Genomic DNA, 23,840 nt, shown 5'->3' with positions numbered 1-23,840 from the left:
TGAATTGATGACGAAAATCTGGGGAATTTCGAGAAGAGTATTAGCGATGGCCGCAATGGCGCTGGTTATGGTCGTTTCCGGCTGCGGCGGCGGAAGTAATGAGGCTGCCGGAGCAGGGGAGGGGGATAAAGGGGAAATTACGGTTCTCTACATTGGAGACCAGTTCTGGAAGGATCAGGCTAAGGAGTTTGAAAAAGCGACCGGTATCAAGGTGAACTATGAAGTTGTCAATTTTACGGAGCAGCATGACAAGCTGGCGACGGCATTTGCCGGTGGAAGCACCGAGTATGATGTTGTGCATGTCCGGGACGATTTTGTGGCGGAATTTGCCCCCAAAGGATTTCTCACCCCGCTGGATGACATGATCACTGAAGATATGAAGAGCAACATCCCTGCTCAATATTTAGAGCCGTTGAAGGATGACGGCAAGCTTTACGGATTTCCGCGCTACCTGTGGCCATGGCAGTTTTATTACAATAAAGAGCTGTTGGCTCAAGCTGGCGTCGAAGCTCCTCCGGCGACGTGGGACGAATTTGCCGAGGATGCGAAAAAACTGAAGGCCGCGGGCATCACGCCTTATGCGGAGCCATGGGCCGAAAAGTTCTCCTACACGCCCTTCATTGTTCACTTGAGAGCGGAAGGCGGCGAGTTCTGGGATTATGAAAAGGATGCGCCGACCTTTAACAGTCCGGAGGGGGTCAGAGCCCTGCAGTTCATGGCTGATATGAACCTGCAGGATCAGATCATCAGTCCCCAGTCCGTTCAATACGATAGCACTGCTCCGCTCGCCGACGCTTTTACGCAGGGAAGCATTGCCATGATGATGAATGCTCCACACACCTATCCGATGGCCAATAACTCGGAAACGTCGAAAATCGCGGGAAAGGTCGGGGTTGCTATGATTCCCGGAGCAGAGCTGAAGACGTCCTCCTATGCTGAAACCGCCGGTTTGGCCATTCCCGCCGGCTCACAGCACAAGAAAGAGGCGATGGAATACATCAAATTCGTCACCTCGACCGATCAGGAAAAGGCGATGGCGATCAATCTCGGCCGTATTCCTGTCGATACGGTGGCTCTGCAGGATGCCGAGGTGCAGGAGAAGAATCCGCATTTCGCCTCGGTTGCCGAGCAAATGCAGTATCCATACGGCATGTTCAAGCATGAGCAGGCGGCTATGATTTCGGACGCGGTATCAAAGCATATTACGGCAGCCGTGAATGGCAGGGAAACGCCGGAGGAGGCGCTGAAGGCGGCGGAAGCGGAGGTTCTGCAGCTGCTGGGGAAATAATTATTTTCAGATCAATCCGCAATATGAGGGAGGGAAAAACAATGAATCGCAGCTTTGCTTCGAAATGGAAGCCGCGCCGTCTGATCAAAAGCGTGCTGGTAAGAGTGATATCCATCAGTCTGATGCTGTATGTGCTGTTTCCGTTTCTGTGGCTGCTTCTGTCCAGCGTGAAAAGGCCGGTTGACCTGCTCTCCCGTCCGCCTATCGTCATTCCGGAGCAGTTCACCCTCAAGTATTACGTCAACCTGTTTCAGAACGCTTCGTTTCTGGACGCGGTATGGAACAGTTTGATTGTGGCAGGCTTTACGACGCTGCTTTCTCTCTGCTTCGGTATTTTTGCTTCCTATGTATTCGCAAGACTTCAATTCCCCGGAAGAAAGACGCTGTTTCTGACGATTCTGGGATCACAAATGCTGCCGCAGATGGCGCTGCTCATTCCGCTCTTCGTGCTGATGCGCGTGACGGGTCTGTTGTACAGCTACACTGGACTTATTCTGGCTTATATCACCTTTTCGCTGCCTTATGTCGTTTGGATGTATTACTCGTTCCTGCAATCACTCCCTCATGAAATCGAGGAGGCATCCCGCATTGACGGGTGTACCCGGCTTCAGTCGATCTTTCGGATTATGCTGCCGCTGTCGGCGACCGGCCTTACCGCAACCGGCGTATTCGTTTTTATCGGAGCCTGGAACGAGTTTCTGCTGGCCTCGGTACTGACCGACTCGGGCACAAGGACGCTGCCATCGCGCATTTCGGAATTTATCGGCCAGGACCGGATCGCGTATGAGCTGATGTTTCCCGCCGGTGTCATATCCTGTATTCCAGTGCTGTTGCTGGTATTGTACTTCCAGCGTTATATCGTGCAGGGTCTGACTGAAGGTGGAGTCAAGTAACCGGCCATTAGCTCAACACATTCTGAACCATGAAAGGAATCGCTATGAGAGAACAAGCCGATATTCTGATTAAAAACTGCAGTCTGATGACACCCCAATTCGCGATACTGGACGGCCAATCCGTTGCTATCCGCGATACACGAATTATCGATATGGGCAAGGCGGAGGAGCTTCAGGGGAAATACGAAGCAAAGGAGATTGTTGAGGGCAAAGGAAAGCTGCTGATGCCAGGCCTTGCAGACGCCCATACACACACATGCCAGCAATTTCTTAGAGGCCGCACATTGGGCGAATACCCGATGGTGTGGGCGCGGATCCTTGTCCCGTTCGAGAGCAGTCTGAGTGAAAAAGACACTTATCTTGGAGCACAGGTCAGCTGTCTTGAAATGCTGAAATCAGGCACAACCTCCTTTGCCGAGTCAGGCGGTGTCCATATGCACAAGGTAGCGGAGGCGACGATCGAATCCGGGCTGCGGGCGGTCATTACCTGCTCCACTATGGATATGGGGCCGTTCATCCCGGACTCGATGAAGGCCGCCTCGCCTGAAGCGGCGGCGGCTCTGATCGAGGACCTGTACCAGTCGTACAACGGGGCCGGCGATGGGCGAATCCGGATTTGGTTCGCCCTCAGACAGGTCATGACAAGCACACCTGCTTTGATGACCCTGATGGCAGACAAAGCGAGGGAATACAACACGGGCCTGCATGTCCATCTGGCAGAGCACCGCGATGAGGTCAGCTTCTGTCTCCAGCACTATCAGAAACGGCCGGCCGAGGTATTCGATCAGTTCGGCGCGCTTGGCCCGAATATGCTGGCAGCACATAATGTTGTGCTTTCCGAGGGCGAAATCGCGCTTATGAAGGAGCGAGACGTTAAAGTTGTCCACTGCCCGCGCAGCAATTTCGGCAGCCATGGCTTTCCCAAAACACCGACCCTGATGCAGCATGGGTTGTCGATCGGCATGGGCAGCGACGGTGCGGCAGGCTCCAGCCTCAGCCTCTTCGATGAGATGCGTGTATTTCGTTCAGGCCTTCATGCCTTCTGGGGGCTGCCGATTTTCGATCCGGTTGTCATCCCGGCAGAAGAACTGATCCGTATGGCGACCATTGGCGGGGCGGCGGCGATGCAAATAGAGAGAGAGACCGGTTCGATCGAGATCGGTAAAAAGGCAGATCTGATCCTGATCGACATCGATCAACCGCATATCCGACCTACCCACCGAATGATTCCAACGATTGTCGAGTCAGTCAACGGCAGCGATGTCAAGGATTCGATCATTGACGGCGTGGTGGTCATGAAGGACCGCCAAATCCTGACGATGGACGAAGAGAGAATTTTGTATGAGAGCGGCAGAGTGCTTCCTGACATTGCGGTTAGAGCGGGCATCTGACAAGCCAATGGCCTGTTAAGAATACATTCATAATTGGAGTGACCCTGTATGGAAAATCGGAAGGTACTTATGATCGACACTGATACGGCCGGAGACGACTGCACTGCTCTGCTTCTGGCTCTTCGCTGGCAAGGGGTCGAAGTGAAGGCTGTCACGACAGTAGCGGGGAACGTCCCGCTGCCCCTCTGTACGCGGAATGCGCTGACAACGCTGCAGATGGCGCAGCGTCCGGATGTGCCGGTATACCCTGGCGCAGTCAAGCCGCTGATGCGGGAGCTGTTTACGGCTGAGCATATTCATGGCACGGATGGCATGGGCGGAGCGAATTTTCCCGAGCCTTCCCTGAAGCCGCGGAACGAGCACGCAGCCCAAGCGATTGTCCGACTGATCAATGAGCATCCGGGCGAAATCGAGATGATTGCACAGGCGCCGCTGACGAACCTGGCGCTTGCTTATTCGCTCGACCCGTCCATTACCAAGAAGCTGAAGCATCTGTGGGTGATGGGAGGAGCGAACAATTTCATGGGCAACGACAGTCCGGCGGCTGAATTCAATTTCCTCGTCGATCCCGAAGCGGCTCATATCGTGGTTCATGCGGGCTTTGAGTTGACGATGGTCGGCTGGGATGTATGCCAGCGAAATCCGGTGATGGTGGAGGAGCACTTCCGGGTCATTGAAGCAATGGACACCGAATTTTCCCGCTTTTATATGAAGGTGCTGCGCACCGGAATGGAACTCGGATTGAAGCGGGGAGGGCAGCGCAGGATTTCCCATCCGGACACCCTCACAGTTGCAATGGCGATCGATAACCGGGTGATGGCCCGCTCTAAGCGCTTTTACATCGACGTGGAGCACAAGAGCGAGCTGACCAAGGGCTACAGCCTTGTCGACCAGAATAACGTCCTGAAGAAGGAGCCGAATGCCGAGGTTTGCCTGGAGGCGGATCTCGAGCTTTTCCGCGATATGGTATTTACAGTGCTGAGACAGCATTGAAACGTATCAGCGAAAGAGAGGTGCAGCGAGTTTGAAAGAAGCGGAGAAGGACAGGGAATTGTATATTGTGCTGGCCGGTGTTGTGACCAAATGCCGGGAGCGGACTCTTGGGGGGCGCAAGTATTATCTCAAGCCTCCATATGATGGAAGTATCCGTGCAGCATACCGTGAATGCGGCAGTGGTAGGGATATCGTAAGCTATGTGTTCGAGAGCAAAGATGAGGCGCAGCGGGCCATTCTTGATCGTGGGCTGGAGCCATACGCGCTGACATGGCGGCAGTTTCCGAGGCCGAAGGTCTACTTGGCAGGATTTCATGTTTTCCGGCCCGATGCTGTAGAATACGGCAGGGCCATGAGGGAGGCGTGCGGCCCTTACGGATTCGAAGGCTTGTTCCCACTGGACAAGGAGAGCTATGATAATCTTGGAAAAAAGGATACGGCGGCGATGATCTTTCATGCCAATGAAGGACTGATCAGGGAGGCGGATATCATCATGGCCGACCTGAATGTCTTCCGTGGAGCGGAGCCTGATTCGGGTACGGTCTTCGAGTGCGGCTTCGGTTATGCGATTGGCAAGAAGCTGTACGGGTATACGTCCGACGGACGGCCGATGAAGGACAGGCTTGCCGGCTCTATCGACCCCGGAACCGGACTCTGCTCTGACGGAATGCATGTTGAGGATTTCGGGCTTCCTCTGAACCTGATGCTCTCTGTCCCAATGACTATTGTAACGGGATGGCTTGAGCAGTGTCTGGTCCGGGCACGGCAGGACTACTACGGGAACTGACTGCATAACGAGCCCCTGAATACAAATTTATGTTGTTTTGAGAGATATGCTCCCCATATAGTAGACAGGTGAAAAAATAAAGACCTGTTACTGTATGGGGAGTATTTTTATGGAGAAAAAGAAATTTACGGCATTTGAAAAAATAACGATCTTTTATTTTTTGTACTGTCTACTTGACGGGGTGCAGTTCATTTTGGGACACCCTCTTTTCCGTTTAATCATTCAGAACGATCTTCTCCAGTTCGTCCAGCATTTGATTGGCTGCAAGCACGCCACCGGCAGTATTCCAAATGACATCACTAACTTGATGGGCGGTTCCATTTTTAACGGCGTTTAAATTTTTCCAAAGCGGATCGTTTGTCCACTCTGATTCAGTAGCCAGCGCTTCCTGATCTCCATCCGGAGCATAAGTGAAGTAAAAAAGGATATCCCCATCCATTTTAGGAATTACTTCTTTCCCTACCTCGATCGCAAGTTTCCCCAGTTTATTATCATCCGTAAATAGCGCTTCTTGCTGGGCAGCACGCTTAAATCCCAATTCGTTCAAAATAACACCTGAGAAAGAATCTGTATAATAAATTCGGGTTTTTCCAGCCATGAAACGAATGACCGATACTTCCTGATTTACTTTGTCACCCAGTTTTTCTTTCACTTGTGCTACGTGCTTATCATAATCCTCCAATACTTTACTGCCTTCTTGCTCTTTATTTAAAGCCTTTGCATATAACTTGAAGTTATCTTTCCAGTCTCCCCTTAATGTATCAGAGAAAACGGTAGGGGCAATCGCCTGCAGCTGCTCATAAATGTTTTCCTGACGCATTTTGGTTCCGATAATCAGATCCGGCCGTAACGCAGCAATGGCCTCAACGTTTACCTCGGATTCGGTGCCAACAACCTTCGCATCCTTCATTTTATCCTGGATATGCTCGTACCATGGATTACCGGTCCATGATTTCACGGCTCCAACCGGAGTTACCCCCATGGCAAGCAGAGCTTCTGTGCCTTCATTGGTTAACACGACTACACGCTGCGGCGTTCCTGTAATCTCTGTCTTACCCATCGCATGCTCTATCGTGTATTTTTCGTTTGTTGCTGCTGCTTCATTCTTTGGCTCTTCCGTTGTCCCACAAGCGCTTAGTAGCAGGGAAAAGGTTAGAACCAGCATAAGTAGACCCCAAGAAACCCTCTTCAATGATGTAACCCCCATCGCTGATAATGATTTTCAATTACAAAAAGAATGATATAATTCGAAGAGTAGAACTGTCAATTGTTTATTGATAAAAATTCTCATTGACTATGATCTCAATTTTACTAGACTAAACATAATGAGCAGGAAGGGTACATAAACATGATTTTTCAAACCACACCAAAGAAAACGGCAGGATTAATACTATTTGGCTTTTTACTTATATGTTGCCTGGCGGCAAGTGTCATCTATGGCTATGTAGATACAAATCCAAGGATGGTCATAGACTCTTTTACAAAATTTAATGGTTCAAACGAACATATTATTGTTCAGAATGTCCGCATACCACGCGCTCTGATCGCAGCAGCCGTAGGGGCAAGCCTTGCCATGGCAGGGGCAATATTGCAGGCATTGACCAAAAATCCGCTCGCCTCTGCCGGGATATTGGGAATTAACGCTGGAGCGTCTTTTTTTATTGTTTGTGCTGTAGTCGTGTTCTCGGTTCATTCGCTTCAGGTGTTTTCCTGGCTCGCCTTCCTTGGCGCGGCTTTTGCCGCATCACTGGTATTCATGATCGCTTCTATTGGCAAGGAAGGACTTACCCCTATTAAATTGACGCTTGCCGGTGTGGCCATCGGAGCTGTGTTTTCATCATTGACGCAAGGACTTCTTACCTTAAATGAGACGGCGCTTGACGAGGTATTGTTCTGGCTGGCGGGCTCTGTGCAGGGACGTAAATTGGAAACGTTAATCCATGTGCTTCCTTATCTGATCATCGCCTGGCTTGGATCGATGCTGATGGCTGGAAAAATAAATCTTTTACTGCTCGGTGATGATGTGTCAAGGGGACTAGGTCAGCGTACGCAGCTTGTAAAAGGGGTACTGGTGCTGATCGTTGTGCTGTTAGCCGGAAGCTCAGTCGCCATCGCCGGACCGATTGGCTTTGTGGGTATCATTATCCCGCATGTTGCCCGTGCATTTGTTGGCACAGATTATAGATGGGTTATTCCTTACAGCGGGGTATTTGGTGCAATATTGCTGCTGGCAGCCGATATAGGGGCGAGGTTTATATTGATGCCGCAGGAGGTTCCTGTCGGTGTAATGACAGCCGTGATTGGAACGCCGTTTTTTATTTATATTGCTCGTAGAGGAGTGCTGACAAAATGAAAAAGCAGATAGCTCTACGAATCGGTTCCGGGGTTTCATTATTGCTGAATCAGAAGGCACTTCTGACTTCGTTATGCTTGCTCATTTTAACATTCGTTCTTTTGTTGCTAAGTACGGGAATGGGGGATATGAGTATTTCTCCTATTCGAGTTCTCCAGGCTATTTTCGGCAGAGGAGATGATATGGAAAGGCTCGTTGTTACATCCATTCGGCTTCCCCGCATTTTAATGGCGTTGTTCGTTGGTATTGGTCTGGCTACAGCAGGCAGTATTCTGCAGGGCCTTGTGCGCAATCCGCTGGCTTCACCGGAAATTATTGGAGTAACAGGGGGGGCAGGCGCTGCCGTAGTCTTGTTCCTGGCTTTATTCAGCGATCGGGATACCGGATCATTGCTGATCAGTATTGAGTGGCTGCCGCTCGGTGCGTTTATAGGGGCGACATTAACTGCCTTTATCGTTTATCTGCTCTCTTATAAGCATGGAGAGGTGGTGCCCCTGCGGCTGGTGCTGATCGGAATTGGCATTGCCGCACTGATGCAGGCAGTCACGACATTTTTTATGATTCTTAGCCCTATACACACAGCCAGTCAAGCGAATATTTGGCTCATTGGTACAGTCAATGGAACGAATTGGTCGGATATTGCCGTACTGGCTCCCTGGATCACGGTCATTAGTCTGGTGACCTGGATTGCTGCACGCAAGTTAAATGTACAGCAGCTGGGAGATTCCCTTGCCACCGGACTGGGGAGCAATGTCGGGCGTCAGAGGCTCTATCTGCTGCTGCTTTGTACTGCTTTGGTGGGAGGGGCGGTGGCGTTTGCAGGCGGAATTGGTTTTGTCGGCTTAATTGCACCTCATATCGCGCGTAAGCTTGTTGGTTCAGCTTACGGTGCGCTTATTCCCGCAGCGGCGTTGATTGGTGCTTTGCTCGTCATGGCTGCAGATATAATCGGCAGGACACTGTTTTCACCTTTGGAAATACCGACGGGGGTTTTTACAGCTGCAATTGGTGCTCCATATTTTATTTACTTGCTGTTTAAAAGCAGAAACTCATAAAATGCGTATTCAAAAAGTCAGGTTTTCAGCACCGAAGCCTTATGCTTCCGAAGTGCGTTTTTTCAAAACGCTTGAGTTGGATGAAGCTAGGGACTGAGGAGCGGAGCGTACTTGGGGTACGTGGCACCTGAAATGTTTCCGCAGGAAACATGCTTCGGAAGCATCCGCTTAGGCCCGGCTGAATTCAAGATTCGATGTCGAGTCCGCTTCCTGAATTACTTCGTGATCAAAAGATGACTTTTTGAACAACCTTATAAAGAGTAAGAGTAGAGGGCGGGGAAGCTATGCATGTTTTAGAAACGAAGGATCTGACATTGTCATACGGTGGCTCCATTATTATTGATGAATTGGAACTGACCATTCCAAAAGGAAAAATCACTGTGCTCATCGGAGGAAACGGGTGTGGAAAATCCACGCTGCTCCGTTCGTTAGCGCGGCTATTAAAGCCTGCTTCGGGTAAAGTTTTTCTTAACGGGAATGCAATTGAGTCACAATCGACCAAAGAAGTGGCCAAGCAGCTTGCGATTTTACCGCAAGGTCCAACGGCTCCGGAGGGTCTGACAGTCCTGCAGCTTGTGAAGCAGGGGCGTTATCCGTACCAGACATGGTTGAAGCAGTGGTCTGAAAAGGACGAGGAGAGTGTCCGGAGAGCGCTTGAGGCTACGGCCATGACGGACCTGGCTGACAGGCTTTTGGAGTCCCTGTCCGGCGGCCAGCGGCAAAGAGCCTGGATTGCGATGACTTTGGCACAGGATACGGATATTATCTTGTTGGATGAACCGACCACATACCTGGATATGACCCATCAGATCGAAATTCTGGATTTACTGTTTGAACTAAATAAGAACGATCAGCGAACCATTGTCATGGTATTGCATGATTTGAATTTGGCTTGCCGTTATGCGCATCATATCATAGCTGTTCATGACCGCAAGGTGTATGACCAAGGGAAACCGGAAGAGATCGTTAATAAGGAGCTTGTACGCAACGTCTTCCGATTAGAGTGTGAGGTTCTTAGTGACCCGATATCCGGTACACCGCTTTGCATTCCTTATGGCAAGGGCCGACACCTGTAAGCTGTAAAAAAAAAAGGATCGCCAAGCTATAACAGCTTATGCGATCCTTTTGCGTTTACCATTTCTGATTCTGCTGCTTCAGCTGTGTCTCCCAATATTTCAAGGAATTAAAGGGATTGACCGCCCCGCTGGCATCATAGATACCGACGTGAAGATGAGGGACAAACTGTCCTGAGGTTCCTTCGGGGCCATAGCCGGTACTGCCTACATAACCGATCATTTGCCCTTTTTTTATAACAGAGCCTTTAGCAACGTCATCTGCATATTTGCTCAAATGGGCGTAATAAAGCGAATAACCGTTGGCTGTCTTAATCATCAATCTCCAGCCTCCCAGAGTGCTCCAGCCGTAATTGGTAACCACTCCGTCGGTTACAGAATAGACCGGCGTTCCCAGTGGAGCCAGTATGTCCGTTCCTTCGTGATGGCGGTCGCCGCCGAATTTGCGGGCATCCCCCCACGTATCGCTGAAAGAGCTGTACGTATTCATGGCTAAAGGGAACAGCCCGTCTTCCCAGAAAACAGGCACATTTGCCTCTTCGCGGGATGTTCCTGCGTCTGACTTCAGGGGAGCGGTGGCCGTCGAAGCGTCAGGCTCCTTGACGATATAGACAGGCTCTGAAGAAATAGAAGCGACATCCGTCTGGGAACTTGTCCGAATGTTCAAGATTTGCCCTTCGTAAATCAGATCGCTCTGCAGTTCGTTATCCTGTTTCAGGTCGGAAATCGAAAGCCCGTATTTTTTAGCGATCAGGAAGAGGGATTCTCCTTTGCTGACCTTATGTACCGCAAAATGGCCTGCCGCTGCTGTACTCGGTGCTTCGGCATTGGCTTTAGAAGCTTTTTGTTCAACAGCAACGCTCTGCTCCGCTGCCGCAGTGTGAATGCGCAGGGATTGACCTGCATAAATCAAGTCTCCCTGCAATTGATTCCATGCCTTAAGCTCCGCCACCGTCACGTTGTTGGCTTTGGCTATATTCCATAAAATATCGCCCGGTTGCACCTGATAGATGCCCGGCGAAGAAGCTGACGCACCCGTAAGGCCCAGGCCCAGAGACGCCAGTGTAATCCCCAAAGTCAGGGTGATCCCTCTCCAGCTGCTCTTTCTGCTCATGTTGTCGTTGATCCTCCTGAGTAATTGGCATTACTTTTATATCGGCAAATGCAGCACTTTTGCTGACAGAAGTCCCTTTGTAATTTCTCCCAAATAAAAAGAAAGCATGCAAAGAAAGCGGGTCAATCGGATATTCTTTGGTGATTTTTATAGATAGCTAATAATTTTGGAAGCATTTGCCGATAAGAACTGGATGGAGTGCTTTTTTGAATACAGTAATAGTCATCATGGGCTCATTTGTATTCTTTTTTCCTGAAAACATAATCTTAAAAGGATGATGTGTACATGAAAAAGAGACAGAAAATCGCGATGTCGCTGGTATCGGCATCTCTTGTTTTTGGATTATTGCCTTCTGGTAAGTGGGGACTCCCCATCTCGCATGCTGCTGCCACGTCATGGAGTCTTGATGCAATGCATCTGATCCAGGCCCACCAAGCGGGGTACACGGGAAAAAACGTTAAGATTGCTATTATAGGCTCGGAGGAGCAGGGAAAAACAGCATTCGACATCCTGAGTGGAGATGGCTCGGGTTTCGCCGGGGCGGCTCCTGGTGCCAATATTGAATTAATAAAGGTAGACGGCAGCGGGGCCAGTACAGTGCAGGATGTGATCAGCGGCATTAATCAGGCGGTAAACAATGATATGGATATTATTTATATCGGCGTTATGTCAGATACAGGCGCTCCGGATTATGAGGCAGCTCTGCGGGATGCATACAATAAAGGATTACTGATCGTTGCTCCTGCCGGGGACGAAGGCACAGCTGATGGCACTGGCGATAACATTACATATCCGGCAAAATACGGCCAGTATGTGATCGCGGTAGGTTCGGTGGATGCGCAAATGCGGCGTGCCGACAGTTCATCAACAGGAGCCGAACTGGATTTCGTCGCACCAGGTGTTAATATTGAGACTACAACCATAGTATCAGGCACTTTGGCCGCGGCAGCTCATGTTGCTGGTCTTCTCGCGGTCCTTAAGGAATTGCATCCGACTGCCACAAGCTCTCAGCTTCAATCAGAGCTTCAAAGAACGGCCCAGAATTTGGGGGATCCAGGCCCAGACCCGCTCTATGGCTTTGGATTTGTGTCTTACACAGACGATGCTGCGCCCGACAATATAGGAAATCTCAACATATTGGACGTAACGGACTCTACAGCACGTCTGTCCTGGACGAAACCGCAGCAGTCTGACTTTAGCCATGTAAATATTTATAACGGCGCCGATTCAGTCGCAACCGGTGTGTCTGATGCAACCTATGAATTAGTAGGTTTAAGTCCGGATACGGACTACTCCTTCACGTTGAAAGCAGTCGATAACATGGGGAATGAATCTACCGGGACCAACATCAAATTTAGAACTGCCTCCGTTCGAGACAACGTGCCCCCTATGGAGGTTGCAAATCTGGCAGTAGCGGCCAAAGGTCAGGATTTCATTGAACTCAAATGGGATAATCCGACGGATGCCGATTTTGCCCGCAACAACATTTATAAGAACGGAGAAATGCATAATCAGACTGACAAGAACTCGGCGCTGATTACCGGACTCACCCCGAATACGGAATATAGCTTCCAGGTGGTGACGGAGGATATAACCGGGAACAGATCACAAGGCAGTTCAATTACAGTGATGACTGATCGGGTGTCAGCTCCGTCTGACACCATCCCGCCTGCCGATGTTACGGAGTTGGCGGTAACCGGTCAGACGACCGATACGCTGGATATCACCTTCAAGCTTCCGGCAGACGCTGATTTTGACCGGGCCGTGGTTTTTGTGGATGACAGGGAGGCTGGAAGCACGAAGCAGCCTTCATTCAGAATTACTGGGCTGACTGCGGATAAGGCATACACAATCAAGGTAACAGCAGTGGATACCAGCGGAAACAGCTCGAATGGCAAGACGATCACCGGCAGAACATCCGCGACTGCTCCTGCAGCCCCGGATCCTTCGGTAACGGAAACAAGCAATCTTCAGGTAGCCGAGACAACAACTAGCACGATTAAAGTGTCGTGGACAAAATCCCCGGATGCCGCCTGGACGAGTCTGTATCTTGACGGGCGGTGGATCACTGATGCAAGCGGAGAAACCTATACCTTTACCGGGCTTGCAGCAAATACAACCTACGAGATTACAGCTAAGACGAAACGAACTGATGGAGTAACCTCACCTGGGATTAAGGTGACGGCAAAAACACAGGCACAGACCACCACTCCCTCAGACAGTGCTTCGAACACCTATGAGGTCAGGAATCTTGAAATATCCGACAAAAGCAAATATTGGCTTGAAATCAAATATAATATTCCTTCACAGTCGGAAAGAGTCCGCATATATGTCGATGATGAGTATATCGGGACAACCAGGAACGGGACCTACAAGATAGATGATCTTGAATCAGGAACCCGTTATGACATACGTGTGACAACGGTGGACAAAAACGGGAAGGAATCGAAAGGGGTAAAAGTGTCAGGAAGAACAGGCACCTCTTCATCAAGCGATGATGATACTTCAAGCAGTCTTTCAGAACGTGTACGTGAGCTGCAAAGAGCCAAAAAAAAGGTGGCGAAAGCCGAGGGCAGTTTGAACAGATCGGATTGGCGTGATGCGCAGGATACGGTAGAGGATCTTCCAGACGGTCTGAACAAAGAGGCGCTGCTGGCCAGGCTCGGCCGAATCCGTAAGGAGGTGTTCCCTGGAGAGACTGTTTCTAACGGAAACTACTCAAGCGGGAGCGGGGCGACCACGAATACTGTTTCTTCAAAATCGGAAATCATTATTTTGACACTCGACTCCACACAGGCGCTGGTGAATAACAATGTGGTCCGGATTCCGCAAATGCCGCTTGTAAAAAATGGAGTGACATTGCTCCCTCTCCGGTTTGTGGGAGAAACAGCGGGATATCGTGTTGCGTATACCCATACCTCAAAAAAGATTACGCTTTCCCAACCGTTGGAAGGGCGCGTGGTTCAGTTGGGGGTGGGGGAAAAGCAAATGACAGTGAGCAACGGGAACGGGATAAACAATTACACTAAACCGATTGAACAGCCTCCGATCATTGTTAACAGTTACACACTGGTACCGTTACGGGTAGTCGGTGAAGCATCGGGATATCAAGTGGACTATAATCCAGCCACGCGGACAATTACGTTGACCAAATAGGCAAAAAAGTGCGTGTACTATACATCTGAATGAAGCATTGAAAAAGAAGGCAGACTCCTCAAGAGGCTGCCTTCTTTTTGGCCTTTAATGCTTTTCTCTCTTCCTGCTCCCATTTCCTGAGCAGCGGGTACGGATCAAAGGACCATTCCGTCAAGCCGCTGTCCCGGTATATTCCGTAATGGAGGTGGGGAGGGAACTTGCCCTGTGTGCCAGGCTTGCCATATCCTGAGCTTCCTACCCAGCCAATAGTCTGGCCGGGCTTTACGATATCCCCGTTATGGAGGTTTTTCTCGAAGCCCTGCAAGTGAGCATAGTAATGGTACCTGTTATCGATATCCCGGATTCCGATCCTCCATCCGCCGAATGGGTTCCAGCCTTTGACTTCAATCACCCCGTAGCAGGTGCTGCGGACCGGTACGCCATATCCGGCGAACAAATCCGTTCCTTCGTGTATTCTGTATCCCCCCCAGTTTCTTCCGCTTCCCCACGTGCTGCGATAGGAGTAGTCACTGCCGAGCGGCAGAGGAAAGGCGTGTTTGTGGAGATCCAGGGTGCCGAACGTCTGGTACAGCTTGGTAAACTGCTGAATCCGCTGAACGGCACGGGGATTATGATAATACTCCCACAAAGCAATATTGAAGTGATCCTCTGATTTTCCAAATGACGCGATATGGGACGCCATGGTGTACAAAAGATCCTTGTCGTTGTCCCGGCTGGCTATGCCGTCGCCTGAGCCGTCCTGGCCGTAGCCGTCAAAAAATTCGATCGAGGCTGGATTGCTGTCGTTATGATCGGGATTAAGCCAGCCGGACCAGGCCATTTCGCTGAAATAAATGCCCGTGATCCGTTCGTTATGCCTTCTGTCCTTCGGATGGGCAAGGGTAAGCGTTCGTTCGTATTGATCAATGGCTGCCAAGCGCTCCCAGGGAACGCCTGTTGCTTTCTGCATGTGGCGGTACAGAGCGAGCCTGGTGTCGTAAAGCTGTTTTCCGCTTACTTTCTCCACAGCGGGCTGCGCTGTGGCTTCCGCTCCCGCTGCAGGCGAGGCCGTCCATACGATAAGCAAAATTCCGGCCAACAGGACCGTCAGCAGCAGTGGCACGCGATCTGTGTTCAGGTTGAAAGGCAAAGCACATTCCCCCTTCCGGCCGGGCCTGTATGCCCGTTATGATAGGACTGCCGCGGTTCATGGATCAGGCAGTGCTTTTCATTAGATTTATCCTAAAAGAAGCATTTTATCCAAAATGGCGGGGTGTGCTTAAAAACAAAGAATGGAGGCTTTCCCACCGCTTTCATGTTATAATATAGGGCAATGACAGTAACCTCATTAGAAAGAAGGTTCATGACATTGTCCAAAAAAGTAAAAGAACCTAAACCCGATTGGATCCGTATCAAGCTGACTACGGGGGACAACTATCAGGAAATTAAAAGCATGATGCGTTCAAAGACACTGCATACGGTATGTGAAGAGGCGCGCTGCCCTAACATTTACGAATGCTGGGCGAACAGAACAGCAACATTTATGATATTGGGAGATATTTGCACCCGGGCCTGCCGTTTTTGCGCGGTGAATACCGGGATGCCTACCGAGCTTGATTTGCAGGAGCCTGAACGTGTAGCCGAGGCGGCCGAGCAGATGAACCTGCGTCACTGTGTCGTGACAAGCGTAGCGCGTGACGACCTCAAGGATGGCGGAGCGTCCATTTTCGCCGCAACGGTTAAGGCTATTCGCGAGCGTCTTCCGCTGTGCAGTGTAGAAGTGTTGATCCCTGATTTCCTGGGAAGCAGAGAATCTCTGCAAATCGTAATGGATGCCAAACCAGATATTCTGAACCACAATATCGAAACCGTCGAACGCTTGTCGGATACTGTGCGGGCTAAGGCCAAGTACCGCCGTTCCCTCGAGCTGCTGCAGCGTGCCAAGGAAATGCAGCCGTCCATTCCTACCAAATCAAGCATTATGCTTGGTGTAGGCGAAGAATGGGATGAAATACTGCAGGCCATGGATGATCTGCGGGCGGTTGGCTGCGATATTATGACGATTGGCCAATATTTGCAGCCGTCCGAGAAGCATCTGTATGTGAAAAAATATTATCCTCCTGAGGATTTTGCGAAATTGAAGGAAGAAGGATTGAAGCGTGGCTTCAGCCATGTGGAATCCGGCCCGATGGTACGCAGCTCCTATCATGCGCATGAGCAGGTGAAATCTGCCGCTCAGCATAAGGAAGAAGGCGCCGTTTCGCAGGCTTGATCGGGGAAAGGCGGTATGTAACCTTGTTTCAGATTGGCGGCAAAATATACGAACTTGTACAGGACCATAAAAATGGATGGAACCCCGAGGCGTTTCGGGAGCGGTATAGCGAGGTGCTCGACCGTTACGACTATATCATTGGAGATTGGGGTTATAACCAGCTCCGGCTGAAAGGTTTTTACCGGGAAGGGCACCCCAAAGCGAACAAGGATACCTCCATCAGCGTTCTGTCAGACTACATCAATGAATACTGCAACTTTGGCTGTGCTTATTTTGTGCTTCATCGAGTTCAGGGAGCGCCCAATGCTTATGCCGAACCGCTGGATGCCGTCGGAACAGGTGAACACGAGCTTCAGGAAGAGGGCGCTGTGCAGCGGACCGATGCAGAGGAGCCAAGGGTGCGTGTGCACCAGCACCGTGATGTGAGGCAGCCCCGCGATCGGGAGCGGCGCGAACGCGAGCCGCGGGATTTCAAGCGGCCGTGGGAACACCGCCAAAGCCCGGACAGCCGCAAGCCGCGCTCAGGCCGCGATTCCCAGGAACAGCGGGAGGCAAAAGTCAGCCGATTTGACCGGAATGCGGAGCAGCGAGACAGGCAGCCGCGCTTTGCAAAGGAGCAGGGGAATCCTCCGGCTCAGCAGGGGAAACATAGTGAAAGGTAAACCCAAGAACATAATGGCGCCAAAAGCGACAGCGGTTCCTGATTTCAGGAACCGCTGTTTATGCTTCAGCCTAAGTATCAATTCAAAAATGAGTTCCGCACGCGGTCCCAAAAAGGGTAGGGACGGTAACGGGCAAAACTGACCTTGTCTTTCGCCACCTGGCACCGCACGGACACCAAATCGTCAAGCTGGATGTTCAAATGGTCCACGGTCAGCAGCAGCCGCTGCTCTTTCCGGGAGATAATGTCACAATGATGATGCTTGGGCAGCATCAATGAAGAGCCCAGCGTCCGGAAGACACGGTTGTTGATTGAAGCAATCTCGCCCAACTGCAGCGCTTCAATGCTCGGGTGCACCACCGCTCCGCCCACTGCCTTGTTGTAAGCCGTACTGCCGGATGGGGTGGACACACATATTCCGTCGCCGCGGAACATTTCAAAGGCGGTATCGTTAATATCAACCTGGGCGACAACTGTACCGTCCACGCCCTTCAATGTAAACTCATTGAGAGCAATAAAGGAGGCGCTTCCCGACTTCTTGTGGATCTCCAGCTCAATGAGGGGATATTTCATAATTCGCGGATTGCCGTAGCCCTCCGGCCCGTTGACACTCATCAGCTCCACCAGTTCTTCGAGCTCGTCCGCCCGCCAGTCGGCGTAAAAGCCGAGATGTCCTGTGTGCACTCCCACAAACGCAATGTCCGGAATCTGGTCCGTGAACGTGTGAAACGCATGCAGCATGGTGCCGTCTCCGCCGATAGAAACCACGATCTCCGGAGACTCCGCATCAAGCTTGAAACCCTTACCTTCCGCAAGACGGTGAAACTGCTGACTCAGCTCAATGGAACGCTTATCCCCGCGATCCAGAACATAATATCTCAAGGTGAAAAGCTCCTTTGTCATGTATATATATCGATCATAATTGCAATTGAACGCAAATGCAATCCATGAACCGGCGTTTTTTCCATGAGACTAGCTCTGGCATTATTCCGGCCGCTGTATCGGCTTGAAGAAAATCCGCGCCAGCATGGCAAGCACAAAGAGAATAGAAAGCACCAGTATAAAGAGAAACGGCAAATATGCTATAAGCGCTGAACCGCCTTGGGCCGGAGCAGGCCATAGGGAGTAGAACACTTCAGCGGCATCGCTATTCCCCATCAACGGCTTCCACATCAGAAGCAGCAAAACGGGGGAGATCACGGAGTGAACCGCGCGGGCCAGCAGAAAAGGCGGGTAACGGAGATTCGTATCGTTCAGGATGCTGGTGATCTGCGCATGAACGGACAGGCCGCCCCATGAAAGCACAAAAACTGCGGCAGCAGCCTTGTAGGCCAGCGGAACCCCTGATGCGGCTCCTGCCGAGCTTGCGCCCAAGGTCACCTCGAAAATTCCGCCAACGATGGCATCCCCCAAGGCAGTAGGCATTCCCACACCTGTCAAGACCATGTCGGCACATCTGTACAGCCAATGCATCAACCCGGAATGGTTCAGGGATTCAAGCAGCACGCAAAAGAATACAACAAGGCCTCCTACGACAATAATAAGCTTCAGGGAAGATATCACGGAGTCCCGCAGCATCTCTCCGAATGGCCGTCCATCCTCCATGCGCGCCTGATGCATTGCCTGCAAAGCCTCGCGCCACCCGGCTCGTCCTTTTCCGTTTGGACTTGAAGAAGCCGGAGCATGGGGTGCATGGAAGCGCATCAGAAGGCCGATCAGAAGCGCCCCAAGGTAGTGGGACAGGACGATAACTACGGCAATGGATGGATTGTGGAAAAATCCGACAGACACGGCCCCAATCAGGAATATGGGATCCGAAGAAGTCGTAAATGCGACCAGCCGTTCCCCCTCCTCGCGGGTCAGCAGCTTCTGCTGCCACAGCTTGGCAGTCAGCTTGGCTCCGATCGGATAGCCTGATGCACAGCTGATGGCGGCCACGAAGCCCCCGCAGCCAGGAACGCGAAATAAAGGCTTCATCAGCGGATCCAGCAATGTACCGATCCCGTGTACAATGCCAAAGCCGAGCAGCAGCTCCGATATAACGAAGAACGGAAACAGAGATGGAAACAGCACATCCCACCAGATGGCAAGCCCCCGTACACCGGCCTGAAGTGAAGCCAGCGGGTGAAGAGCCATAAGTATACATGTAATGAACAGAGAGGCGCTGAGCAGGATAACGGACCACTGCCGATAGACAGGCACGGAATCCCTCCTTGGGCCCATGGATTTGACATGATAAAAGGGCCTAGTTCACCATATGATGCGGGCTGGACAAAGAGTACAAAAAAGACGAATGAAGTCTGTACAATGGCTGTACTTTTGTTTTTAGTGTGTTAAAATAATGAAACCAACGATAAAACTCTTGAGGATGGAGTGATAACGATGAGTGTCGTTGCCGGTATTCTGGTTTGTGCGTTTGTATATGTCATTCGTGCCTCTCTCGTCCATCCCGGTGAAGAGGATTGGCGGAGTTACTAATATTTCTTAACATGGCGCTGTCGGCGCCATTTTTTTGTTTTTTAATGCTATAATATAAGCGTCTTGCATTTTTGAATCCAATTCAGAAAGTTGGCGGATATGTGAATCCTAACTTATCCATTTATGATAACCTTGGCGGAGCGGAGGGTGTGCGCGTATTGGTGGAAGCCTTTTATCCGCGGGTTCAAAAAAATCCGCTGCTCGCTCCACTGTTCCCGGAAGATATTCGTCCCGTGATGGAGAAGCAATATATGTTTCTCAGCCAGTTTTTCGGCGGTCCGCCCCTTTTCTCCGAAGCATACGGCCATCCGATGATGCGGGCGCGCCATATGAATTTTCCAATTACGGTGGAAAGAGCGGACGCCTGGCTTGAATGCATGTCCGGAGCGCTTGCGGAAGTTGGGGTGGAAGAGCCCTTTCGTACATTTGTGCTGGAGCGTTTGTCGGGGCCTGCTTATCATTTTGTAAATACCCCTGGTTGATCACGGTGTTTTCGGGAAAGGGATGTAGTCATTGGAAATGGAAGCTTTATACACGATCAAACTGAACTGTGCGTATTGTTCGGAGGAGTATAAGACATCTAGAGTCAGACCGAGCCTGAAAAAGGCGGTCCGCACCGATTCCGATTTTTGCTGTTATTACAAAAACGAAAATCCCGACTATTATGTAGTCCGCATATGTCCGAACTGCGGGTTTGCCTCCACGGAGCATTCGACAGACAAACTGAATGATGCGCAAAGGGAGAGGTTTGCGGAAAAAATCGGCAGCAGATGGGAGAAACGGGATTATGGGGGGAAGCGTACATGGCAGACTGCCCTGGAGGCGTACAAGCTGGCCCTGCTGTGCGCGCAGGTCATCGGTGAAAAGGAACGTGTCATCGCCAGCCTTCTGCATCATATCGCGTGGTTGTACCGGTATGAGGCCATGGAGAAGGAGGAGCTGCGCTTTCTGGGGTTCAGCCTCGAATCCTATATCAGGGTGTACGAGCTTGAAGGTTTGGGGGCCAACAATGCGAAACTGCTGTACCTGATCGGCGAACTGCATCGTAGAACGGGCAATTTTAACGAAGCCGTAAGGTGGTTCTCACGGGTAATTAACGACAAGAGCATTATGGATGCCGCCATGATCAGGGCTTCCCGTGAGCAATGGGGGGTCCTGCGCGAACAGATGCTGGCCAAAAATATCGGCCTCCCGGATGAAATGCGGGAGCCTTCCTGAAAGGCCTCTTCCGAATTGTATCGGTCAAGGGAATTCAGGTACCGGGAGCTTGCTGCTCCCGGTACCGAAGCCTCCCTGCGCCGGTATCATTTCATTTGATTACGAAGCGGAACATCGGCCAGCAGGTAATCCCCGTCACAGTCAACCAGAGTAACTCTGCTGTGACAGCAGGGGAAGACGAGCAGCTTTTTCTTGCCCTCCTGAATCTCTTTCAGTTCGCGGGGCTTAAGCGGCAGCAGGACGTGATCCGTACCGCAAAAAGGACAATCCTGTACATATACGTCCCCCATGACGACATCGTAAGGCCAGGTGCGTTCGAACGGAATCATGATTCCTCTTTCTTGCTGCGGTCGCCTTCCGACTCTGTCTTTGTCAGCTCCGCAAGCTTCTGCATCAGAATATGCTGCGGCATATGCATCAGATTTTCAATGGGTACACCAAGCTTCTCTGACAGCTTGATGGCCGTTTCGGGCGATATTTGTAAAGGTCTCATGATTTTACCTCCTACATACTTATACTCGGGAACATACCGGTTTTCTCATGGGATTATTCTACTTAGTTATACACTTTATATGGGGGCAGTTCAAATGCCGGCTGTCCTCTTATCAACCATTTAACCATTTCTGTGAAAGGTGGAGACAAGATGAAAACTCCGTTACAGCAAACATGGGACCTGGAGTCTATTTTCAGCGGGGGATCTGCCTCTCCTGCATTTGCTGATTACTTGAATGCACTGGAAGCCGATATCAAAAGGCTGCTTACCGAGGTGAAAGCTGCGAAAGCGCCTCAAACGCTTCCGGAAACCGAACATCTGGACGGTGTGCTGGAGCTGCTGCAGGACTGCGGCAGCCGCATCTCTCAGGCTACCGCTTTTGTCGAATGTCTGGGGGCACAGAACCAGGATGACAAGGAAGCGGTCCGGCTGGGCTCACGTATCAATTCTCTCAGAGCTCTGCTGGAGACGGCGCGTACGGTTTATCAGAACCTTCTCCGCATGACGGATGATGACATATGGGCCCTGTGGCTGAAGAGAGACAACATTAAGCCGGTTGCATTCGTGCTGAATGAGAGCCGCGAGGAAGCCAGGGAGAAAATGGCGCCAGAGCTTGAAAGCCTTGCTCTTGATCTCGCTGTCGACGGATATCATGGCTGGGGAGCCTTCTATGATACGATCGTCAGCAAGGTGTCCATTCCCGTGGAAGAGAACGGAAACGTTGTTCAACTGTCCGCAGGACAGGCCGCAAACAAGCTTCATCATGCGGACCGGTCGGTAAGGGAGAAGGTTTTTGCCGAATGGGAAAAAGCCTGGACGGACGTGGAGGACTATTGCGCGGATACCCTTAATCATCTGGGCGGCTTCAGGCTGAAGCTGTATGAAAACCGCGGCTGGGGCGACGTGCTCAAGGAGCCGCTCAGCATCAACAGAATGTCCAAAGAAACGCTGGATATGATGTGGCAGGTCATTGTGGAGACCAAGCCAGTGCTGGTCAAATACCTTGAGCGCAAAGCAAAGCTGCTGGGAGTCGAGCGTTTATCCTGGCATGACATTGAAGCTCCCGTTGGAGATTCCTCAGAGCATATCAGCTATGACAAGGCGGCTGTTACCATTGTTGAGCAATTTGCCAAGTTCAGCCCGGATATGGCCGCTTTTGCCGAAATGGCCTTCGAGAAAAGCTGGATTGAAGCGGAAGACCGTCCCGGCAAGCGTCCGGGCGGATTCTGTACCTCTCTGCCTGTAAGCAAAGAAACCCGCATTTTTATGACCTATGCGGGCACGGCAAGCAATGTATCGACCCTGGCCCATGAATTGGGGCATGGCTATCACCAGCATGTCATGGATGAGCTTCCTGAGCTTAATCAGAACTATGCCATGAATGTGGCGGAGACCGCTTCAACACTCGCTGAGCTCATCGTTTCCGACGCACTGGTTGAAGCAGCTGCAAGCGAGCAGGATAAGCTGGCACTGCTGGAGGATAAAATTCAGCGCAGCGTTGCTTTCTTTATGAATATTCACGCACGCTTTTTGTTCGAGACACGGTTTTATGAGCAGCGCAAATCAGGCATCGTAGGAGCGAAGCAGCTGTGCGAGCTGATGGCTGAGGCGCAGAAGGAAGCATACTGTGGTGTGCTGGCTGACGTGCATCCGCATTTCTGGGCATCCAAGCTGCATTTTTATATTACGGATGTACCGTTCTATAACTTCCCTTACACATTCGGCTACATGTTCAGCGCAGGGATTTATGCCTATGCGCAGAAGAGCGGCGGCAATTTTGCCAATGAATATGATGAATTGCTGCGCGACACTGGCCGTATGACGGTGGAAGATCTGGCAAGCAAGCATTTGGGAAGCGATTTGACCAAACCGGATTTCTGGCGCGGGGCGGCAGAGCTTGCTGTGAAGGATATCGAGTTATTTTTGAGTATGACGGAATAAACGGACAGGGAGATCCCTATTAAAGGGGATTTCCCTGTTTGTTTTTTCATGGGGAAACATCGCGAATATTGGCGTCCTTAGCAATTTATGTCGATTTCTGTGGCAATCTGATGTCCAAAATCACAAATCATGTATAAATATGAGAATGGTCTAGGGATAAACTCCCATTTATGTTGTTGAATATTGAATAGGACATGATACTCACATATAATATGAGGCATAAGACCTAGTTAAAATGGTTTTATATAAGACTTAAGGAGGTATTTCATGATAAAAATGGAGCAGCTATCGCTGGCCAGACAGGTAGATATGGTCTTTCGGGAGTTGGATGACGAATTATCGGGTCTGGATTCGGGAATTGTGTTTTTGCAAATCCGCAATAACGTTATTGGCAAGTTTGGTATCCGCCATTATCCGGTGGAAAGCAGAAGCGGCCGTTTGCAGGTGTCGGGATCAGGCCTAAATTCGCAGCAGCGCTCGTCCTTTCGCAGTATGGCGCTGGAGGCGCTGAAGTTGAAGCAGAAATGGACGCACGGGGAAATTTCGTACGAATTTGCGGTCAGGCAGGGGATGATCGTCGTTGATACCACGATGGAATCCAATTACAACATGGCTAATCTTATGATACGTTATCCCAAGCACCATACATATCAGGGAGCTAATACGGAATCATCTTAAATTTTTAATTCTTCTCA

General features: G+C 50.7%; 22 protein-coding genes. 15 read left to right on the top strand and 7 right to left on the bottom strand.

Translation table 11 applies throughout. From position 1 onward, the window contains the following. The first annotated feature begins 7 nt into the window (after positions 1–7). From ACE5KN_RS19815 to ACE5KN_RS19795, 5 genes are read left to right on the top strand one after another with little or no spacing between them, the layout of a single operon-like run. On the top strand, positions 8–1,288 hold the full coding sequence (locus ACE5KN_RS19815; RefSeq protein WP_375524252.1) for an ABC transporter substrate-binding protein: 1,281 nt from the start codon (positions 8–10) through the stop codon (positions 1,286–1,288). Between the two features lie 41 nt (positions 1,289–1,329). Then, positions 1,330–2,181 (top strand): carbohydrate ABC transporter permease, encoded by an 852-nt coding sequence (locus tag ACE5KN_RS19810; RefSeq protein WP_375524253.1) that lies wholly within the window; start codon positions 1,330–1,332, stop codon positions 2,179–2,181. A gap of 29 nt (positions 2,182–2,210) precedes the next feature. Then, the gene (locus tag ACE5KN_RS19805; RefSeq protein ID WP_375533138.1) at positions 2,211–3,572 is read left to right on the top strand and encodes an amidohydrolase family protein; all 1,362 of its coding nucleotides are present in this window, start codon (positions 2,211–2,213) and stop codon (positions 3,570–3,572) included. Between the two features lie 48 nt (positions 3,573–3,620). Continuing rightward, positions 3,621–4,565 carry a nucleoside hydrolase gene (locus ACE5KN_RS19800; RefSeq protein WP_375524255.1) on the top strand — a complete coding sequence of 315 codons (945 nt, stop codon included), beginning with the start codon at positions 3,621–3,623 and terminating at the stop codon, positions 4,563–4,565. Between the two features lie 31 nt (positions 4,566–4,596). Next, positions 4,597–5,352 (top strand): nucleoside 2-deoxyribosyltransferase, encoded by a 756-nt coding sequence (locus ACE5KN_RS19795; RefSeq protein WP_375524256.1) that lies wholly within the window; start codon positions 4,597–4,599, stop codon positions 5,350–5,352. Positions 5,353–5,566: 214 nt separating this feature from the next. On the opposite strand, the gene ACE5KN_RS19790 is transcribed toward ACE5KN_RS19795, so the two are convergent. Continuing rightward, the gene (locus ACE5KN_RS19790) at positions 5,567–6,517 is read right to left on the bottom strand and encodes an ABC transporter substrate-binding protein (RefSeq protein WP_375524257.1); all 951 of its coding nucleotides are present in this window, start codon (positions 6,515–6,517) and stop codon (positions 5,567–5,569) included. Positions 6,518–6,700: 183 nt separating this feature from the next. Between ACE5KN_RS19790 and ACE5KN_RS19785 the strand changes: the two genes are divergently transcribed. The 3 genes from ACE5KN_RS19785 to ACE5KN_RS19775 all read left to right on the top strand — a co-directional run bounded on the left by ACE5KN_RS19785 (position 6,701) and on the right by ACE5KN_RS19775 (position 9,836). Beyond that, positions 6,701–7,705, top strand: coding sequence for a FecCD family ABC transporter permease (locus tag ACE5KN_RS19785; protein ID WP_375524258.1), 1,005 nt, complete (start codon positions 6,701–6,703; stop codon positions 7,703–7,705). Further along, positions 7,702–8,760, top strand: coding sequence for a FecCD family ABC transporter permease (locus ACE5KN_RS19780; protein WP_375524259.1), 1,059 nt, complete (start codon positions 7,702–7,704; stop codon positions 8,758–8,760). Before ACE5KN_RS19785 ends, ACE5KN_RS19780 begins: the two co-directional genes overlap by 4 nt. Before the next feature lie 284 nt (positions 8,761–9,044). Continuing rightward, entirely contained in the window at positions 9,045–9,836 is a 792-nt protein-coding gene (locus ACE5KN_RS19775) for an ABC transporter ATP-binding protein (protein ID WP_375524260.1), read from the top strand. Positions 9,837–9,891: 55 nt separating this feature from the next. On the opposite strand, the gene ACE5KN_RS19770 is transcribed toward ACE5KN_RS19775, so the two are convergent. Beyond that, complete coding sequence (locus ACE5KN_RS19770; RefSeq protein ID WP_375524261.1) at positions 9,892–10,947, bottom strand: LysM peptidoglycan-binding domain-containing protein; 1,056 nt, start codon at positions 10,945–10,947, stop codon at positions 9,892–9,894. Positions 10,948–11,232: 285 nt separating this feature from the next. Here ACE5KN_RS19770 and ACE5KN_RS19765 point away from each other — a divergent pair, with 285 nt between their 5' ends. Beyond that, positions 11,233–14,103 (top strand): fibronectin type III domain-containing protein, encoded by a 2,871-nt coding sequence (locus ACE5KN_RS19765; protein WP_375524262.1) that lies wholly within the window; start codon positions 11,233–11,235, stop codon positions 14,101–14,103. Between the two features lie 58 nt (positions 14,104–14,161). Here the strand turns inward: ACE5KN_RS19765 and ACE5KN_RS19760 are convergent, their stop codons facing one another. Beyond that, complete coding sequence (locus tag ACE5KN_RS19760) at positions 14,162–15,205, bottom strand: M23 family metallopeptidase (RefSeq protein WP_375524425.1); 1,044 nt, start codon at positions 15,203–15,205, stop codon at positions 14,162–14,164. 246 nt (positions 15,206–15,451) lie between these two features. Between ACE5KN_RS19760 and lipA the strand changes: the two genes are divergently transcribed. Both lipA and ACE5KN_RS19750 read left to right on the top strand, forming a co-directional pair. Then, complete coding sequence (lipA, locus tag ACE5KN_RS19755) at positions 15,452–16,354, top strand: lipoyl synthase (RefSeq protein ID WP_375524263.1); 903 nt, start codon at positions 15,452–15,454, stop codon at positions 16,352–16,354. A gap of 23 nt (positions 16,355–16,377) precedes the next feature. Continuing rightward, positions 16,378–17,016: a YutD family protein gene (locus ACE5KN_RS19750; protein ID WP_375533137.1), complete on the top strand. Its 639-nt coding sequence runs from the start codon at positions 16,378–16,380 to the stop codon at positions 17,014–17,016. Positions 17,017–17,093: 77 nt separating this feature from the next. On the opposite strand, the gene ACE5KN_RS19745 is transcribed toward ACE5KN_RS19750, so the two are convergent. Together ACE5KN_RS19745 and spoVV are read right to left on the bottom strand one after the other, a co-directional pair. After that, positions 17,094–17,897, bottom strand: a complete 804-nt coding sequence (locus tag ACE5KN_RS19745) for an NAD kinase (RefSeq protein ID WP_375524265.1) — start codon at positions 17,895–17,897, stop codon at positions 17,094–17,096. A 102-nt stretch (positions 17,898–17,999) separates the two neighbouring features. After that, entirely contained in the window at positions 18,000–19,217 is a 1,218-nt protein-coding gene (gene spoVV / locus ACE5KN_RS19740; protein WP_375524266.1) for a dipicolinic acid transporter SpoVV, read from the bottom strand. Positions 19,218–19,594: 377 nt separating this feature from the next. Here spoVV and ACE5KN_RS19735 point away from each other — a divergent pair, with 377 nt between their 5' ends. Continuing rightward, on the top strand, positions 19,595–19,975 hold the full coding sequence (locus ACE5KN_RS19735) for a globin domain-containing protein (protein WP_375524426.1): 381 nt from the start codon (positions 19,595–19,597) through the stop codon (positions 19,973–19,975). A gap of 31 nt (positions 19,976–20,006) precedes the next feature. Then, positions 20,007–20,711, top strand: coding sequence for a DUF2225 domain-containing protein (locus ACE5KN_RS19730; protein ID WP_375524267.1), 705 nt, complete (start codon positions 20,007–20,009; stop codon positions 20,709–20,711). Between the two features lie 86 nt (positions 20,712–20,797). Here the strand turns inward: ACE5KN_RS19730 and ACE5KN_RS19725 are convergent, their stop codons facing one another. Next, entirely contained in the window at positions 20,798–21,040 is a 243-nt protein-coding gene (locus tag ACE5KN_RS19725) for a hypothetical protein (RefSeq protein ID WP_375524268.1), read from the bottom strand. Continuing rightward, entirely contained in the window at positions 21,037–21,204 is a 168-nt protein-coding gene (locus ACE5KN_RS19720; protein WP_375524269.1) for a YycC family protein, read from the bottom strand. Before ACE5KN_RS19720 ends, ACE5KN_RS19725 begins: the two co-directional genes overlap by 4 nt. A 150-nt stretch (positions 21,205–21,354) precedes the next feature. On the opposite strand from ACE5KN_RS19720, the gene ACE5KN_RS19715 reads away from it, so the two are divergent. Further along, a complete protein-coding gene (locus tag ACE5KN_RS19715; RefSeq protein WP_375524270.1) occupies positions 21,355–23,145 on the top strand; it encodes a M3 family oligoendopeptidase in 1,791 nt (596 codons plus the stop codon). A gap of 267 nt (positions 23,146–23,412) precedes the next feature. Next, positions 23,413–23,823 (top strand): O-methyltransferase, encoded by a 411-nt coding sequence (locus ACE5KN_RS19710; protein WP_375524271.1) that lies wholly within the window; start codon positions 23,413–23,415, stop codon positions 23,821–23,823. Positions 23,824–23,840: the final 17 nt, after the last annotated feature.

It is taken from the genome of Paenibacillus terreus (assembly GCF_042138595.1).
GTDB lineage: Bacteria > Bacillota > Bacilli > Paenibacillales > Paenibacillaceae > Paenibacillus > Paenibacillus terreus.
Note: the sequence above shows the minus strand (reverse complement) of the source record. Positions and strands in the feature narration are given on the sequence as shown.

What these genes read in the sequence shown, in the direction of transcription:
- ACE5KN_RS19815 (WP_375524252.1), top strand. Translation starts at nt 8, where the DNA reads ATGACGAAAATCTGGGGAATTTCGAGAAGAGTATTAGCGATGGCCGCA.
- ACE5KN_RS19810 (WP_375524253.1), top strand. Translation starts at nt 1,330, where the DNA reads ATGAATCGCAGCTTTGCTTCGAAATGGAAGCCGCGCCGTCTGATCAAA.
- ACE5KN_RS19805 (WP_375533138.1), top strand. Translation starts at nt 2,211, where the DNA reads ATGAAAGGAATCGCTATGAGAGAACAAGCCGATATTCTGATTAAAAAC.
- ACE5KN_RS19800 (WP_375524255.1), top strand. Translation starts at nt 3,621, where the DNA reads ATGGAAAATCGGAAGGTACTTATGATCGACACTGATACGGCCGGAGAC.
- ACE5KN_RS19790 (WP_375524257.1), bottom strand. Translation starts at nt 6,517, where the DNA reads ATGCTGGTTCTAACCTTTTCCCTGCTACTAAGCGCTTGTGGGACAACG.
- ACE5KN_RS19785 (WP_375524258.1), top strand. Translation starts at nt 6,701, where the DNA reads ATGATTTTTCAAACCACACCAAAGAAAACGGCAGGATTAATACTATTT.
- ACE5KN_RS19780 (WP_375524259.1), top strand. Translation starts at nt 7,702, where the DNA reads ATGAAAAAGCAGATAGCTCTACGAATCGGTTCCGGGGTTTCATTATTG.
- ACE5KN_RS19775 (WP_375524260.1), top strand. Translation starts at nt 9,045, where the DNA reads ATGCATGTTTTAGAAACGAAGGATCTGACATTGTCATACGGTGGCTCC.
- ACE5KN_RS19770 (WP_375524261.1), bottom strand. Translation starts at nt 10,947, where the DNA reads ATGAGCAGAAAGAGCAGCTGGAGAGGGATCACCCTGACTTTGGGGATT.
- ACE5KN_RS19765 (WP_375524262.1), top strand. Translation starts at nt 11,233, where the DNA reads ATGAAAAAGAGACAGAAAATCGCGATGTCGCTGGTATCGGCATCTCTT.
- ACE5KN_RS19725 (WP_375524268.1), bottom strand. Translation starts at nt 21,040, where the DNA reads ATGATTCCGTTCGAACGCACCTGGCCTTACGATGTCGTCATGGGGGAC.
- ACE5KN_RS19720 (WP_375524269.1), bottom strand. Translation starts at nt 21,204, where the DNA reads ATGAGACCTTTACAAATATCGCCCGAAACGGCCATCAAGCTGTCAGAG.
- ACE5KN_RS19715 (WP_375524270.1), top strand. Translation starts at nt 21,355, where the DNA reads ATGAAAACTCCGTTACAGCAAACATGGGACCTGGAGTCTATTTTCAGC.
- ACE5KN_RS19710 (WP_375524271.1), top strand. Translation starts at nt 23,413, where the DNA reads ATGATAAAAATGGAGCAGCTATCGCTGGCCAGACAGGTAGATATGGTC.